Here is a 14,510-nt window from a genome sequence, read left to right as displayed (position 1 = left end):
TCTTGCGGGGGATTCTTTCCCTCCCCCCCCTCCCTCCCCGGTCAGCGGGGAGCTTCCCCCCCCCCCCCGCAGCCGGTGTGGCTGGTGCTGCTGAGGCTTGTGACGGCCTTCCGGGCCGTGAAGGACTCCTTGAGGGACTCTGAGTCCCTCAAGGAGTCCTTCACGCCCCGGCCACTACCGGACCCACCCGCCGTAGGTACCTAAAACACCCTTGGCTAGAACGACACTTACCACTCACGACCACCTGCACCGACGAATCACCGCGGCCTGGGTCCCGAACGCTATGAAAGGTCCTTTCCTCGCAAAATTTGCCAGGAAAGGACCTTTCATAGCGCTTGAAGGGACTGGAGCGGGCTAGAAGTCGAACCCGCCCCCGTCGAAGCCGCCACCGTCAAAACCGCCGCCATCGAAGCCGCCACCGTCGAATCCACCGGCGTCGCCGCCCATGTCACCACCGGCGTCGCCGCCGTCGGCCGCCCCGGCGTCCTCCTGGCCCGCGTCGTAGCCCGACTCCCACGCCGACGCGCTCGCGACCCCGGCCATCCCGGAGAACATCGCGCTGAACAGCAGCATCGAGCCGAGACCCCAGGCGCCGGCGACGAGCGCGGGCTTCCACCACGGCTCGCTGTACCAGCCCTGCGGCACCGGACGGCCCGCCACCCGGCCACCGGGGTAGTAGTGCGGCGTCCGCTGGCTCGGATCCGGCGAGGCCTCGTAGTGCTCGCCCTCGACGTCGACCGAGCGGTGCTCGGTGACCTTGCCGGCGCGGTCGCGCTCTTCGCTGCCGGGCAGTTCCGGACCGGGGTCCATGCCCATCGCGATCCTGGCCGCGCGGACGTAGTAGAGGCCCTCGATGGCGGTCTCACGCACCAGGCGGGCCTGCTCGACGGTCTGTGCCTGCTCCATCTGGGAGCCCGCCGCGGTGAAGCGTTCGGACGCGTCCGCCATCGCCTGCTGGGAGGCGGTGTCCGTGCCGGTGATGTTCATGACCTGACCGCCGAGTCGCTCGACGAGGCGCCGTGCGTCCGCCTTCGCGTCGTCCAGCTGGCGCTTTTTGGCCGCCGCCTGGGATTTCGCGAAGTAGATACCGCCGCCGACCACGACGGCGAGGAGCACGATCAGGAAGATCGCGGTGCCCATGGGTTCACTCCAGGAATCGTTCGGCCCTTTGCCCGGACAACGCGGCCGGTGTGCCGGGGGTTCCCGCCAGTGCTCCCGGTCACCGCGGGCACTGGCGAGATAAACTAGAACACGTTATAGTTCGGCTCCATGAAGTTCACCCTGTCGATCGCGATGAATCCGCTCGATCAGCTGGGCGAGCTAGCCCGCGCGGCCGAAGAGGCCGGATTCTCCTCGATCGCGCTCCCGGATTCCTTGTTCTATTCCGAAACCGTCTCGGCCGACTATCCGTACACACCCGACGGCAGCCGGTTCTGGACCGAAGAGACGCCCTGGGCCGATCCACTGATCGCGGCCGCCTCGATGGGCGCGGTCACCGAACGGCTTACCTTCTACACCTCCGTGCTCAAACTCGGCTCCCGCAATCCGGTCCTGCTGGCGCGTCAGGTCAACTCGGTCGCGGCGCTGACCGGTGGCCGGTTCGGGCTCGGGCTCGGCGTCGGCTGGTCGCCGGAGGAGTTCCGCTGGTGCGGCGCGCCGTACGAGAAGCGCGGCAAGCGCGTGGACGAGGCGATCGACGTCCTGCGGCTGATCCTCGACGGCGGGATGGTCGAGTTCCACGGCGAGTTCTTCGACTTCGACAAGCTCCGGATGAGCCCCACGCCGCCGTCGCGGGTGCCGTTCTACGTCGGCGGCCACACCGAGGTCGCGCTGCGCCGGGCCGCCCGCGTCGGGGACGGCTGGTCGTCGGCGATGATGAAGTTCGACGATCTGCGCGACACCATCACCCGGCTGCGCGCCCTGCTGGCCGAACAGGGCCGCGCCGACGTCCCGTTCGAGTATCAGGCCGTCTGCATCGACAAGTTCGGCCTCGACGGCTACCGCGAGCAGGGCGACATCGGCGTCACCGACATCATCACCATGCCGTGGGTGTTCGACGGTCTCGGCTTCGACGCCGAAGTCGGCCCGAAGCTCGATTCCATCAAGAAGTTCGGCGACGAGATCATCGCGAAGATCGGAGACTGAGCCATGGGTGTCGACGTCTGCTGGGATCCGGCCGTCACGCAGCCGCCCGCGCGCCAGGCCGCGTACCGCTCGATGACCGCCGTGACCGCCGGGGACAAGACCGCGTGGCTGGAACTCTTCGCCGGGGACGCCGTCGTCGAGGACCCAGTCGGCCGGTCGATGTTCGACGAAGAGGGCAAAGGGCACCACGGGCACGACGGGATCAGTGCCTTCTGGGACAAGACGATCGGAGGCGTCGAACGCTTCCAGTTCACCATCCGCGACTCCCACGCGGCCGGTGACGAGGTCGCGAACGTCGGGACGATCACCACGTACCTCCCCGGCGGCTATCGTGTCGACACCGACGGCGTGTTCGTCTACCGGGTGCGCGAGGACGGGCTGATCGTGTCGATGCGCGCGTTCTGGGAAACCGAACGAGCGATGGCCACCGCTCGCAAGGTGGAGGAGTGATCACCGTCCGTTTCCGGAGGACGCTGGTGCACGGTGGCCGGGAAACCGACGCGCCTGGGCTTGACCCCGCTTCGTAAGCACTCTTTACTCAAGATTCGTTCTACGAGTGCTCCTCCGCCGCGTACTCGTCGGATGCCTTTCCCGAGCGCGTCCAAGGAGAGAGCATGTCGGCATCCACCTTCGCGCGGCGGTGCGCCGCCCTCGCCGTCGCGGCCTTCGCACTGACCCCGGTCCTGTCGGCCCCCGAACCCGCGCTGGCGCTGGAAAACGGCCTCGCCAGAACCCCGCCGATGGGGTTCAACAACTGGAACACCACGCAGTGCCGCGCGGAGTTCGACGAGGCGATGATCAAGGGCATCGCGGACATCTTCGTCTCGCAGGGCTTGAAGGACGCCGGTTACCAGTACGTCAACATCGACGACTGCTGGGCGCTGCCCACCCGGAACGCGCGAGGGGACCTGCAACCGGATCCGAAGCGCTTTCCGGGCGGTATCAAGGCACTCGCCGACTATGTGCACTCGAAGGGACTCAAGTTCGGCATCTACACCAGTGCCGGAACCAAGACCTGCAACACCGCGGGCTTCCCCGGCGGGCTCGGGCACGAGCAGCAGGACGCGAATCTGTTCGCCTCGTGGGGCGCCGACTACCTGAAATACGACAACTGCAACAACCAGGGCGTCGACGCGCGGAAGCGGTACACGGCGATGCGTGACGCGCTCGCGAAGACCGGCCGCCCGATCGTCTACTCGGTCTGCGAATGGGGGCGGACCGACCCCAAGGTGTGGACCTGGGGTGAGCCGGTCGGGAACCTGTGGCGCACCACCGGCGACATCTCCGACAACTGGACCAGCATGATCGGCAAGGCCAAGGCCAACCGGGTGCTCGCGCGATACGCCGGTCCCGGTCACTGGAACGACCCGGACATGCTCGAGGTCGGCAACGGCGGCATGACCGCCACCGAGTACCGCACCCATTTCAGCCTGTGGGCGATGATGGCCGCGCCGCTGCTCATCGGCGCGGATCTGCGCAAGGCAGGTGCGGAGACGCTCGTCATCCTCAAGAACACCGACGTCATCGCCCTGGACCAGGACCCGCTGGGCAAGCAGGCGACCGTCGTGAGTTCCGACGGCGGCCTGGTCGTCTACAACAAGGTGCTGGCCAATGGCGACCGCGCGGTCGCACTGTCCAATGAGAACACTTCCACCGCGACGATCGGCACCACCGCGTCGGCGCTCGGCATCGGCGGCGCGCCCTCGTACGAGCTGAAGGACCTTTGGTCGAAGGCGACGCGGACGACCACCGGGAGCATCAGCGCTTCCGTCCCGGCGCACGGGACCGTGGTCTACCGCGTCTCCAAACGAGCAGGCGGACCGGTGGCGCGGTTCGAGGCCGAAGCGGGCACGGTGTCCGACGGCGGGACGATCGACGCGAACCACGCGGGCTACTCCGGGACCGGATTCGTCAACGGTGCCAACGCGGTCGGCAGCCATGTCGAGTGGAAGGTCGACGCCGCGGGTGGCCCGGTGCGGGTGAGCTTCGGCTATGCCAACGGTTCCACCGCGAGCCGTCCCGTCGACCTCTCGGTGAACGGCACGGTCGTGGCCGCCGGCGTCCTGTTCCCCGGAACAGGGGCGTGGACGAACTGGAGCACGGTCACCCAGGCGCTGACCCTGGCGGCGGGCACGAACACGATCCGGCTGACCGCGACGTCGGCCGACGGTCCGGCCAATCTGGACTACCTGGACGTCGTAACCGGGTAGGTTCTCCGCCATGCGAGGGTGGCTTCGCACGGCCAAGGTCGTGCTCCTGGTCTCGGGGTTCTACGTCTTGGCCGTGCTGGTCTTCGTCCTGCTGGCCTTCGGCGGCGGCCTCCTGCTGGGCGCGATCGACAACGGCCTGTTGTTCCTCGTCGCCGCGCTCGGGCTGGGGCTGCTGCTCGGCGCCGGAGTCGTGGCCCTGCTCCCGTTCCGGGCGGAACCTTTCGTGCCGACTGGAGTTCCGCTCTACCGTGACGACGCCCCGGAGCTGTGGGCCATGCTCACCGAACTGGCGGAGACGATCGGGACCCGGCTGCCGGATCAGGTGTGGCTCACGGTCGCGCCGGGGGCGTCGGTCGTCGAGCAGGCGGGTCTGTTCGGTCTCAAGCCCGGCCGCCGCTTCCTGATGATCGGATATCCGGCACTCCAGGCGTTCACCCGCGCGCAGGTGCGTGCGGTACTGGCACACGAGTTCGGCCACTACGGGCAACTGGACGGGCAGACCACCGTGCCGGGCTACCGGGCCCACGTCGCCGTGGCGCGGATGCTCGAACGCTTCCCCCGCAGCACGATCAACCCGCTGTCCTGGCTGTTCCGCGGCTACGCGCGGCTGTTCATCCTGACCCAGCGGGTCGCGAGCCGCCGCCGTGAGTACGGCGCCGACCAGGTCATGGGCCGGATCGCCGGGCGGGCACCGGCGCAGTCGGCGTTACGGCTGCTGCCGCTGATCGGCGACGAATGGGACCGCTACCTGCATGTCCACGTCGCGTTGGGAGAGGAGGTCGGACTGGCCCCCGCCGACATCTATGGTGGCTTCGCGCGGATGCTCGAAGCGCGGCGCGAATGGCTGTCCACCGCCGACGCGCCCATCCGGTCCCCTTCGCGCTGGGACACCCACCCGCCGACCGTGGAACGCCTGTGGGCGTTGGAATACGCACCGGACAGGTCCGATGTGGACGAACGTCCGGCGCTGGGCCTGCTCGCCGATCCCGCCCATGCCGGGGCACGGCTCGAAGAGGCTGCCTTCGACTTCGGCGGCCGACGCCGCCTCCCTTGGGAGGATTACCCGCGTGAGTCGGTGCTGCCGCGGCTGAAGGAGGACGCCGAGGCCGCCTACCGCGCGATCTCACGGGCTTCAGGACAGCGAGAGGGAAGCCTCGAAACACTGATCGCCTTGGGTGGAGCGGACATCCCGGATCATGGTCTGGAGGCCGCCATCAAGCTGGCCGCCTGGGAAGCGGGCACGATCCGCTTTCGGCACCGGTGGGACGACGAACCGGATTTCGTGTACGCCGACGGATCCCCGGTGGACCTCTTCGACCTCGTCGAGGACCTGGTGATCGGTGAACCCGAGCAACTCGTGCGCGCCCGCGCGGCCCTGGCCAGGCTCGGTATCGACCCAGCGACCGCGACGGGCGGAACAGAGCGGCTCTCGCCGGGCGGATCATCGGTGATCGGCGGGCTGTCGGACGTGAGATTCGACGACCTGTCCGGCCATCTGCTGATCACCGAACGAGGCCTGATCTTCGTGCCTGTCAAGGGAAAGGCGTCCGGCAATGGGAAACAGGGACTGCTCGGCCTGATGGCGGAGGAGCCGTTCGCGGTCGCCGCGAGGCCGGGTTCGGTCTGGTTGCCGTACGAGGAGTTCTCACGGGTGGAAAGGCAGCGCGACATCCCGATCAAGGCGACCGTGACCCTCTATGACGGTACGGCACACCGGATCCACGCCGTTTACACCGGCTACGTCCACGGCGAGTCGCACGACACGATCCTCCGGGTACTCAGGTGAGCCGTTCCGCGCGCCGTGTCAAGTACCGCTTTTCGGGTTCGCTCCCGGTCTTCCCGGCGGCCCGCAGGTAGGCCTCGCGCGCGGCGCCGGTGTTCCCGGCCAGTTCCAGCAGATGCCCGCGGACCGAGTCGACCCGGTGGGTCTGGTCCATCCGGGTGTCGTCGTCGAGGGTGGCGAGCAGTTCGAGGCCCGCTTCCGGACCGTGGACCTCGGCGACCGCGACGGCGCGGTTGAGCGTGACGACCGGCCCCGGCGAGACCTTTTCGAGGACGTCGTAGAGCGCGAGGATCTGGGGCCAGTCGGTGTCGGCCGCGGTGGCCGCTTCGTCGTGGACGGCGGCGATCGCGGCCTGCACCTGATAGGGCCCGACAGGCCCGGCTTCGAGTACCCCGCTCACCAGCGAGACCCCTTCGCCGATCAGGGCCGCGTCCCACCGTGAGCGATCCTGATCGGCGAGGGAGATGAGCGAGCCGTCGTCGCCGGCGCGGGCGGCGCGGCGGGCGTCGGTCAGCAGCATGAGCGCGAGCAGGCCGGTGACCTCGTCCTCGTCGGGCATCAGCCGATGCAGCAGGCGGGTCAGCCGTACGGCCTCGGCGGTCAGGCCGGCGCGGTGCAGCTCGGGGCCGCCACTGGCCGTGTAGCCCTCGTTGAACATCAGATACAGCACGTGGAGGACGACGCGGAGGCGTTCGGCGAGTTCGGCGGGCGGCGGCAGGACGAACTCCGCGCCCGCCTTCTTGATGGTCTGTTTCGCCCGGCTGACGCGCTGGGCCAGTGTCGATTCCGGGACGAGGAACGCGCTCGCGATCTCGCCGGTGGTCAGGCCGCCGACCGCGCGCAGCGTGAGCGCGAGTTGCGACGGCGCGGACAGGGAGGGGTGGCAGCACAGGAAGAGCACGGTGAGCGTGTCGTCCGATTCGGACACAGTGGACGCTTCGGCCGGGCCGGACAGGTCCATCAGCGCGGAGTTCTCCTCGCGACGCCGCCGCGCGCTCTCGCTGCGCCACTCGTCCACCAGCCGCCGCGAAGCCACTGTCGCGAGCCAGGACTTCGGGTTGTCCGGGATGCCCTGCTCCGGCCATTGTTGCGCGGCCGAAAGCAGGGCCTCCTGGACGGCGTCCTCGCACGCGTCGAACTGCCCGTGCCGCCGCGCCAGCAGACCGATGACCTGCGGCGCCAGCTCCCTGAGCAGCGCTTCCACCTGGCGTTCCACATTCACGACGCCAGTCTTACCGCATTTGGTCCTCTCAATGCGTACCGACGGGGGAGTAGTGCGAAGCGTCGCCTTCGAGGGATTCGCTCGGCACGCCGTCGATCCCCACCGGGACATCGCCCGCCACGGTCACCCGGTTCAGGCGGCGGGGCAGGTCGTCGTAGTTGTCGACGGCGTAGTGCTGGGTGATGCGGTTGTCGAACAGCACCAGCTGGTCCGGCGCCCAAGTCACCCGGACGACGTTCTCCGGCCGCGTCACGTACGACTGCAGCAGCCGCAGGATGTCCCGCGACTCGCCCTTCGACAGCCCGATGATCCGCTGCGCGAACCCGCCGATGTACAGCCCGCGCTCGCCGGTCACCGGGTGGACCCGCACCACCGGATGCACCGAGCGGAACTTCTGCGAGATGAACACCTGACGGCGTTCCTCCTCCGCCTCGTCGAGGGACTCCGGCGCCTTCGCGTAGTCGTAGTCGTTGGTGTGCTCGGCGCGCAGCGTGTCCGCGAACGCCCGGAGCGGTCCGGGCAGATCGCGGTAGGCGGCCGCCGAGTTGGCGATCAGCGTCTCGCCACCGTACGGAGGCACGACCAGGCTGCGCAGCGTGCTGGCCTTCGGCGGGTTGTGCACGAAGGTGACGTCGGTGTGCCACTGGTTCGCGCGGCCCCGTTCGCTGTCGACCGGCAGGATCGCGGGCTCGCCATCGACCGAGGGGACGGTCGGGTGCGCCTTCGTCAACTCCCCGAAGTACGCGGCGAAGCGCTGCTGGCCCGCGTCGTCGAGGTCCACGTCCCGGAAGACGAGTGCCTTGTGCTCGTGCAGGGCGTCGGTGAGGAACGCGACGGTCGGCGCGTCCAGCTCCGCGGCGGGATCGACACCGATCACCTCGGCGCCGATACGGCCGGTGATCTTGCGGACCTCGACCTGGGTGTTGAGGGCGGTCATGCGGCGTGCTCCTTCATTGTGGTGGTGACGGTGGTGCGGTTGACGGGCCTGTCGAGGCCGTAGTGGCCGCGCAGGGTCGTGGCGGTGTACTCGGTGCGGAACAGGCCGCGCCGCTGGAGTTCCGGGACCACGAGGTCGACGAAGTCCTCGAGTCCTCCGGGCAGGGTGGGCGGCATGACGTTGAAGCCGTCGGCGGCGCCTTCGGTGAACCAGTGCTCCAGCTGGTCGGCGACCTGGGTGGCGGTGCCGGCGAAGACGCGATGGCCGCGGCCACCCGCGAGCCGTTCGATGAGCTGGCGGATGGTCAGGTTCTCGCGTCTGGCCAGGCCGGTGACCAGCTCGAACCGGCTCTGCGCGCCTTCGGTGAAGGTGCCGACGTCCGGCAGCGGCCCGTCGAGCGGGTACGGCGTGAGGTCGTGGTCGAGCATCGTCGACAGCTGTCGCACGCCGTACGCGGGCGTGATGAGGGCGTTGAGTTCGGCCTCGCGTTCCTTCGCCTCGGCCTCGGTGCGGCCGAGGATCGGGCTGATCCCGGGCAGGATCTTGATCTCGTCGGGAGAGCGCCCGTAGTTCGCGAGCCTGCCCTTGACGTCGTCGTAGAACGCCTTGCCCTCGGCGAAAGTCTGCTGCGCGGTGAAGACAGCTTCGGCGAACCGTGCCGCGTACTCCTTGCCCGTCTCCGACGAACCGGCTTGGACCAGCAAGGGATGTCCCTGCACCGGACGCGGGATGTTCAGCGGCCCGCGCACCTGGAAATGCGGGCCGTCGTGGTCGATCGGGTGGATGAGGCCGGTGTCGGCGTACACCCCGCTTTCCCGGTCGATCCGGGTCGCGTCGTCGTCCCAGCTGTCCCAGAGTTTCCTGGCCAACTCGACGAATTCGGTGGCGCGTTCATAACGCGACGCGTGCGACGGCCGGGCGTCGCGGTTGAAGTTGCGGGCCTCGTCCTCACCCGCCGACGTCACGATGTTCCAGCCCGCGCGGCCCCCGCTGAGATGGTCGAGCGACGCGAACTTCCTGGCCAGGTGGTACGGCTCGTTGTAGGTCGTCGACGCGGTCGCGATCAGGCCGATGTGCTCGGTGGCCCCGGCCAGCGCGGAAAGCAGCGTCAGCGGCTCGAACAGGGTGTGCGAGTTGTAGCGGACGTTGCCCCACAAGGCGACGCTGTCGGCGAGGAACAGCGAGTCCAGCTTGCCGCGCTCCGCCGTGCGCGCGATGTCGACATAGTGCTTCAGGGTCGACGCGCGGTGCGGATCCGTGCTCGGATGCCGCCACGCGGCCTCGTGATGACCGTTGGGCATGACGAACGCGTTGAGGTGCAACTGTTTCTTGACCGTGGTCATGCCTTCTCCTTGACACGCCAGGTGGAGAACCGCCGCTCCAGCGCGACGAAACCCGCGTTGATGGCCAGGCCGAGCACCGAGACCGTGATGATCGCGGCGTACATCTGCTGGATCTGGAAGTTGACCTGGGAGTTGTTGATCAGATAGCCGAGCCCGGCCTTGGCGCCGACCATTTCGGCGGCGATCAGGATGAGGATCGAGTACGCCGCCGCCATCCGGATGCCGGTGAAGATGGTCGGTACCGCCGAGGGCAGGATCACCTTCCGGAAGAGGCTCGGACTGGACAGGCCCAGCGAACGCGCGGCCTTGACCAGCAAGGGATCCACGGTGTTGACCCCGGCGATCGTGTTGAGCAGGACCGGCCAGACGCAGGCGTAGACGATCAGCGCGATCTTGGACACTTCGCCGATGCCGAGCAGGAGCGTGAACACCGGCAGCAGGGCCAGCGCGGCGGTGTTGCGGGCCAGTTCCAGCAGCGGGTTCAGGAACTCCGCGAGCGGCCGGTACCAGGCGATCAGCAGGCCGAGCGGCACCGCGACGCCGACGGCGATCACGAATCCGGCGGCGGACCGGCCGAGACTCGCCAGCAGATGGTCGGCCAGCTGCCCGTTGAGGACCAGTTCCCAGAGCGCGACGAGATCTTCCGAGAGCGGTGGGAGGAAGGTTCGCGTGCCTTCGTCGAGGACGAAGCGGGGTGCGAGTTCCCAGACGGCGAGGAAGAGCAGTATCGCGGCCGAGCTGCGGAATCCCTTGCCCAGCCAGGTGTTCTTCTTCCGGGTCTTCCCGGCTTGCCGGGGTGCGGTGTGGACAGTGGGTGCTTCGAGTGTGGCGGTCATCAGGCTGCCCTCCGGATCTCGTCGTGCAGGAGTTCCCACAGCCGGTGCCGATGCGCCACGAACGCGGGCGCCGAACGCAGATCCGCGTTCGAACGGTCGCCGAGGTCGATGTCGACGACGTCTTTGAGCCTGCCCGGCCGCGAGGTCAGCACCGCGACCTTTTGTCCCAAGTAGACGGCTTCTTCGATGCTGTGGGTGATGAACACGATGGTCTTGCCGGTGCGGCGCCAGATCCGCCGCAGTTCCTCTTGCAGCAGCTCGCGGGTCTGCGCGTCCAGTGCCGCGAACGGCTCGTCCATCAGCAGCACGTCCGGGTCGTAGGCGAGGCTCCTCGCGATCGCGACGCGCTGCTTCATCCCGCCGGAAAGCTGGTGCGGCAGATGGTCTTCGAAACCGGAAAGCCCGACAAGGTCGAGGAATTCCCGCGCCCGCTCCGCGCGCTGCCGTTTGGTCAGGGTGCCGCCTTCGAGGCCGAATTCGACGTTGGCGCGCGCGGTGCGCCAGGGGAACAGCGCGTACTGCTGGAACACGACCCCTCGGTCCAAACCGGGGCCGTTGACGGGTTTCCCGTCGATCAGCACCTCGCCGGAGCTGGGTTTCGCGAGCCCGCCGAGCAGATCGAGCAGCGTGGACTTGCCGGAACCGCTCGGCCCGACCAGCGAGAGGAACGTGCCGTCCTCGATGTCCAGTGAGACGTCGTCGAGCGCGGTCAACGCGCCGAAGGTCTTGGAGACCGACCGGAGGCTGATCTTGGCGGTCATGCGCCACCGCCTTCGCGGAACGGGTTGAACTCGTTGGTGTAGAGCTTCTTCAGGTCGATCTCGTCGTTCTTGATGAACCCGGACTGCTTGAGCCAGCCCGCCCAGAGTGTGTAGTCGTGATCCGAGATCAGGCCGCCCTTGGTGATCCCGACGCTCTTCCAGTACTTGAGCGTTTCGGTGTTCTCGTTGCGGCCGCGGTTCTGGATGATCTTGGTGAACCGGGCGATGACCTCGTCGCGGGGTGTGGTGCGTTCCCATTCGATCGCCTTGGCCACACCGGTGACGAAGGTCTTGGTGGTTTCCGGATACTTCTTGATGAAGTCGGTCCTCAGCACGTAAGGGCCGCCGTTGTACGGGCCGAACGCTTCCACGTCCTTGACGACGGGCCGCAGCCCGCCGGCGGCGACGGCGCGGTCCTGCAGGACGCCGTTGAGCGCGGCGACGTCGATCTGGCCGTTGCGCAAAGCCTGTTCGGTGTTGATCGGCGGGATGACGACCAACTGCACCTGGTCGATTTCCGCGTCGGACAGGCCACTTCGCTTGAGCCAGGTGTCGAGCGCGGCTTCGAGGTTCGCGCCGACGGTGTTGACGCCGACCTTCTTGCCGATCAGGTCACGCGGCGTGCGGATCGGGCTGTCTTCCTTGACGTAGAAGCCAAGGAAGGACTTTTCGTCGGAGCCGTAGTAGTTGACGACGGCCTTGATCGGTGCGCCCGCTTCGACGAGTTTCACCACCGCGCCGGTGAAAGCGCCGCCGAAGTCGGTCTGGTCGGTCGCGGCGGACTGGATGTCCTGCGGCCCGCTGATCGTGTTGCCGACCCATTTCAGCTTGATGGGGCCGAAGTAGCCGAGATCCTCGGCGAGTTCCGGCAGGGTGACGGTGTTCGCCGAGCCCTGGTAACGGAGTTCGAGTTTCTCTGGCTGCCCGGCCACGCCGGCCGGGGTCGCGGAGGCGCCGCAGCCCGACAGCGCCAATCCGGCGAGGAGCGCGGCGATCAAGGGCACTGGTTTCTTCACGGTGGGCTCTTTCGTTCGGGTTCGCGTCGGTGAAGAAGATTCTTCGCAGGCCCGCACGTGAGCGTCAATTTTGCAATTTTGTGAAGTAATCCGAGTGGATCACGAAGCGCGCGGCAGCCTCGCGAAAAGGGGATCATCGAAAAGAGTGTTCAGCACGACCGCGCCACCGGCCGTCGCCAGCTCGGTGCCCGGGAAGCTGGACGCCACAACGGAGTTCTCCGCGTCCTGGCAGATCCAGGAGCGCTGGGCGACCTCGTCCCGGATCGTGGAAAGGCAGTCCTCGACATCCCTTACACTCTGGTCGAGCACGATGAGGATCTCCGGGTTCAGGACGTCGAACAGCAAAGCGACGGCCTGGCCGATGATCCGGGCGCGCTCCCGGAAAAGGGCTATCGCCTTTTCGTTCCCCGTTTTCGCCAAATGGAGCACGTCGGCGAAATTCCGCGTGGTGACGATCCCGCTTTCGAAGGCTTTGCGGGCGACTGTGCGTTCGGACACCGTGGCCTCGAGACAGCCGGACCGTCCGCAGCGGCAAGGCTCGTCGCTGTCGTCGACCCTTAGATGCGCAACCGCGCCCGCCGCCGACCGGGGTCCATAATGGACGGTGTCGCCGGTGGCGAAGGCGGCGTCGACCACGTTGCCGGTGAACAACTGCACGACACTGCTACGAGCTCTCGGGTGCCCCAGCAGCCTTTCGGCGTGAATCAGCGCTCGCGAATGCCCGTCGACCCGGACGTCGAGGCCGGTGGCCTCGCCGAGGAGATCGCGCAACGGGACCCCGTGCCAGCCGAGCAGGCCATGTTCCACCACCGTCCCCGACGCTTCGTCGACCCACCCGCCGGTCGCCACCCCCAGCCCGAGCGGCGTGCGCTCCGGCGCGTGTCCGACGAGGAGGTCGTCGAGCAGCTCCGCGATCTGCGCGACCTGTTCGGCGGGCTCGGCACCGTGATGCGGGACCTCCTGCTGTGTCAGCACTTTCCCGCGCAGGTCGAGCAACCCGACGGTGAGATTCTCGACGGCGACATGCGCGCCGCACACCACGAACCGCTCGGTGTCGAGATCCACCGGCACGGACGGCCTGCCGACCGCGCCGGCGACTTCAGGCAGTTCGGTGAGGAACCCCCGGCGAATCAGTTCCGCCACATGACCGGTGACGGCCGCGGCACTCAGCCCGGTGCGGCGCGCGATGGTGCTGCGCGCTATCGCCCCTTCGTCCAGCACCACGCGGAGCACCGCACTGGCACTGGCGCTCCGCCTGCCGGTCACGGTGCCGATGTTCGCAAGCCGGGGCGGGCGGGCCCAGCGCTCTCAGCATCCGGGAGCTGGTCAGGCGTCCAGCTGTCGCATGAACCGGGCACTGTGTTCGCAGCGATCCTCGTACCCTCGCGCTCGATAGAAGGCGTGCGCACCGGTCCGGTGACGGGAACTGGTGACCTCCATGGCGTGGCAACCCCAGCGCAACGCCTCCGCTTCGGCCGCGGCGACCAGCTCACGGCCGACGCCTGAGCCGCGGAGGGTCTCGTCCACCACCAAGGCCACGATCCGGCCGGCAGAGCCTTCCCGTTCGAAAAGCGGGATCGCGACCACCGCGACGACACCGGCCACCGTGCCCTCCGCCTCGGCGACGAACGCGGCGCCTTCGGGATGACGAGACCAGCGCTCGATCCGGCGGCGCACGTCTTCCACGTCGTTGTCCGGGTAACCCAGCTCGGCGAGCAGCCTGGTCACGGCGGGGGCGTCTTCGCTGTGGGCGTGGCGGATCTTCATGAAACTCATTAAAGCGGAGGGTCGCACTCGCTTCCGCCGAGCACAACAAAGGTGAAACTCGCAGGTCAAGGACCTTGAGTCGGGATGACAGGATTTGAACCTGCGACCCTCCGCTCCCAAAGCGGATGCGCTACCAAGCTGCGCCACATCCCGTGACTTCCCCCGATCTCCCGGGGGGTGTGCGCACAGCCTAGCGGGTCACGCTAAGCTGTTTTCGCACCCGGTACTCCGGGGGCATGCGGGTGTAGCTCAATGGTAGAGCCCTAGTCTTCCAAACTAGCTACGCGGGTTCGATTCCCGTCACCCGCTCCACAGCTCGACATCCGAACCCGCAGGCGCCTGGCCTGCGGGTTCTTTCGTTTCCCAGTCGGCCGTGGAGGGCCCCCTTGGGGGGGGTGGGTTCCCCCCAGGGGAGCTTCCGGCCGCTGGTTTCTGTCTTTTTTTGCCTCTTGGAGTTCCTCGGGGGGGGGCCAAAAGACCATGGGGGGGA

Annotated in this window: 13 protein-coding genes and 2 tRNA genes; 5 read left to right on the top strand and 10 right to left on the bottom strand. The window is 67.9% G+C overall.

Annotated features, from left to right (window positions below; all coding sequences use genetic code 11):
- Positions 1–354 precede the first annotated feature (354 nt).
- Entirely contained in the window at positions 355–1,140 is a 786-nt protein-coding gene (locus ACZ7KI_RS15530; protein WP_470273787.1) for a hypothetical protein, read from the bottom strand.
- A gap of 129 nt (positions 1,141–1,269) precedes the next feature.
- On the opposite strand from ACZ7KI_RS15530, the gene ACZ7KI_RS15525 reads away from it, so the two are divergent.
- From ACZ7KI_RS15525 to ACZ7KI_RS15510, 4 genes are all read left to right on the top strand, one after another.
- Positions 1,270–2,145 (top strand): TIGR03619 family F420-dependent LLM class oxidoreductase, encoded by an 876-nt coding sequence (locus tag ACZ7KI_RS15525; RefSeq protein WP_470273786.1) that lies wholly within the window; start codon positions 1,270–1,272, stop codon positions 2,143–2,145.
- Positions 2,146–2,148: 3 nt separating this feature from the next.
- Entirely contained in the window at positions 2,149–2,595 is a 447-nt protein-coding gene (locus ACZ7KI_RS15520; RefSeq protein ID WP_470273785.1) for a nuclear transport factor 2 family protein, read from the top strand.
- A 164-nt stretch (positions 2,596–2,759) separates the two neighbouring features.
- Positions 2,760–4,355 carry a carbohydrate-binding protein gene (locus ACZ7KI_RS15515; protein WP_470273784.1) on the top strand — a complete coding sequence of 532 codons (1,596 nt, stop codon included), beginning with the start codon at positions 2,760–2,762 and terminating at the stop codon, positions 4,353–4,355.
- Between the two features lie 10 nt (positions 4,356–4,365).
- Entirely contained in the window at positions 4,366–6,141 is a 1,776-nt protein-coding gene (locus tag ACZ7KI_RS15510) for a M48 family metallopeptidase (protein ID WP_470273783.1), read from the top strand.
- Here ACZ7KI_RS15510 and ACZ7KI_RS15505 read toward each other — a convergent pair.
- From ACZ7KI_RS15505 to ACZ7KI_RS15465, 9 genes are all read right to left on the bottom strand, one after another.
- Entirely contained in the window at positions 6,134–7,360 is a 1,227-nt protein-coding gene (locus tag ACZ7KI_RS15505; protein ID WP_470273782.1) for an RNA polymerase sigma factor, read from the bottom strand. The two genes, ACZ7KI_RS15510 and ACZ7KI_RS15505, sit on opposite strands and share 8 nt — an antisense overlap.
- Before the next feature lie 28 nt (positions 7,361–7,388).
- The gene (locus ACZ7KI_RS15500; RefSeq protein ID WP_470273781.1) at positions 7,389–8,297 is read right to left on the bottom strand and encodes a TauD/TfdA dioxygenase family protein; all 909 of its coding nucleotides are present in this window, start codon (positions 8,295–8,297) and stop codon (positions 7,389–7,391) included.
- The gene (locus ACZ7KI_RS15495) at positions 8,294–9,640 is read right to left on the bottom strand and encodes an LLM class flavin-dependent oxidoreductase (protein ID WP_470273780.1); all 1,347 of its coding nucleotides are present in this window, start codon (positions 9,638–9,640) and stop codon (positions 8,294–8,296) included. The genes ACZ7KI_RS15500 and ACZ7KI_RS15495 overlap by 4 nt, the downstream gene beginning before the upstream one ends.
- Positions 9,637–10,476 carry an ABC transporter permease gene (locus ACZ7KI_RS15490; RefSeq protein WP_470273779.1) on the bottom strand — a complete coding sequence of 280 codons (840 nt, stop codon included), beginning with the start codon at positions 10,474–10,476 and terminating at the stop codon, positions 9,637–9,639. Before ACZ7KI_RS15490 ends, ACZ7KI_RS15495 begins: the two co-directional genes overlap by 4 nt.
- Positions 10,476–11,237: an ABC transporter ATP-binding protein gene (locus ACZ7KI_RS15485; RefSeq protein WP_470273778.1), complete on the bottom strand. Its 762-nt coding sequence runs from the start codon at positions 11,235–11,237 to the stop codon at positions 10,476–10,478. The genes ACZ7KI_RS15490 and ACZ7KI_RS15485 overlap by 1 nt, the downstream gene beginning before the upstream one ends.
- Positions 11,234–12,253 carry an ABC transporter substrate-binding protein gene (locus tag ACZ7KI_RS15480; protein WP_470273777.1) on the bottom strand — a complete coding sequence of 340 codons (1,020 nt, stop codon included), beginning with the start codon at positions 12,251–12,253 and terminating at the stop codon, positions 11,234–11,236. The genes ACZ7KI_RS15485 and ACZ7KI_RS15480 overlap by 4 nt, the downstream gene beginning before the upstream one ends.
- A gap of 99 nt (positions 12,254–12,352) precedes the next feature.
- Positions 12,353–13,519, bottom strand: coding sequence for an ROK family transcriptional regulator (locus tag ACZ7KI_RS15475; protein ID WP_470273776.1), 1,167 nt, complete (start codon positions 13,517–13,519; stop codon positions 12,353–12,355).
- 60 nt (positions 13,520–13,579) lie between these two features.
- Positions 13,580–14,020, bottom strand: a complete 441-nt coding sequence (locus tag ACZ7KI_RS15470) for a GNAT family N-acetyltransferase (RefSeq protein ID WP_470273775.1) — start codon at positions 14,018–14,020, stop codon at positions 13,580–13,582.
- A gap of 79 nt (positions 14,021–14,099) precedes the next feature.
- Positions 14,100–14,173: transfer RNA gene (locus ACZ7KI_RS15465), tRNA-Pro, on the bottom strand.
- An 85-nt stretch (positions 14,174–14,258) separates the two neighbouring features.
- Between ACZ7KI_RS15465 and ACZ7KI_RS15460 the strand changes: the two genes are divergently transcribed.
- A tRNA-Gly gene (locus ACZ7KI_RS15460) sits at positions 14,259–14,332 on the top strand.
- The last annotated feature ends 178 nt before the right edge of the window (positions 14,333–14,510 follow it).

The organism is Amycolatopsis sp. NPDC039088 (assembly GCF_055598845.1).
Note: the sequence above shows the minus strand (reverse complement) of the source record. Positions and strands in the feature narration are given on the sequence as shown.

Excerpts from the sequence above, each read along its gene's own strand:
- ACZ7KI_RS15530 (WP_470273787.1), bottom strand. The coding sequence starts at position 1,140 with ATGGGCACCGCGATCTTCCTGATCGTGCTCCTCGCCGTCGTGGTCGGC.
- ACZ7KI_RS15525 (WP_470273786.1), top strand. The coding sequence starts at position 1,270 with ATGAAGTTCACCCTGTCGATCGCGATGAATCCGCTCGATCAGCTGGGC.
- ACZ7KI_RS15520 (WP_470273785.1), top strand. The coding sequence starts at position 2,149 with ATGGGTGTCGACGTCTGCTGGGATCCGGCCGTCACGCAGCCGCCCGCG.
- ACZ7KI_RS15515 (WP_470273784.1), top strand. The coding sequence starts at position 2,760 with ATGTCGGCATCCACCTTCGCGCGGCGGTGCGCCGCCCTCGCCGTCGCG.
- ACZ7KI_RS15510 (WP_470273783.1), top strand. The coding sequence starts at position 4,366 with ATGCGAGGGTGGCTTCGCACGGCCAAGGTCGTGCTCCTGGTCTCGGGG.
- ACZ7KI_RS15500 (WP_470273781.1), bottom strand. The coding sequence starts at position 8,297 with ATGACCGCCCTCAACACCCAGGTCGAGGTCCGCAAGATCACCGGCCGT.
- ACZ7KI_RS15495 (WP_470273780.1), bottom strand. The coding sequence starts at position 9,640 with ATGACCACGGTCAAGAAACAGTTGCACCTCAACGCGTTCGTCATGCCC.
- ACZ7KI_RS15490 (WP_470273779.1), bottom strand. The coding sequence starts at position 10,476 with ATGACCGCCACACTCGAAGCACCCACTGTCCACACCGCACCCCGGCAA.
- ACZ7KI_RS15485 (WP_470273778.1), bottom strand. The coding sequence starts at position 11,237 with ATGACCGCCAAGATCAGCCTCCGGTCGGTCTCCAAGACCTTCGGCGCG.
- ACZ7KI_RS15470 (WP_470273775.1), bottom strand. The coding sequence starts at position 14,020 with ATGAAGATCCGCCACGCCCACAGCGAAGACGCCCCCGCCGTGACCAGG.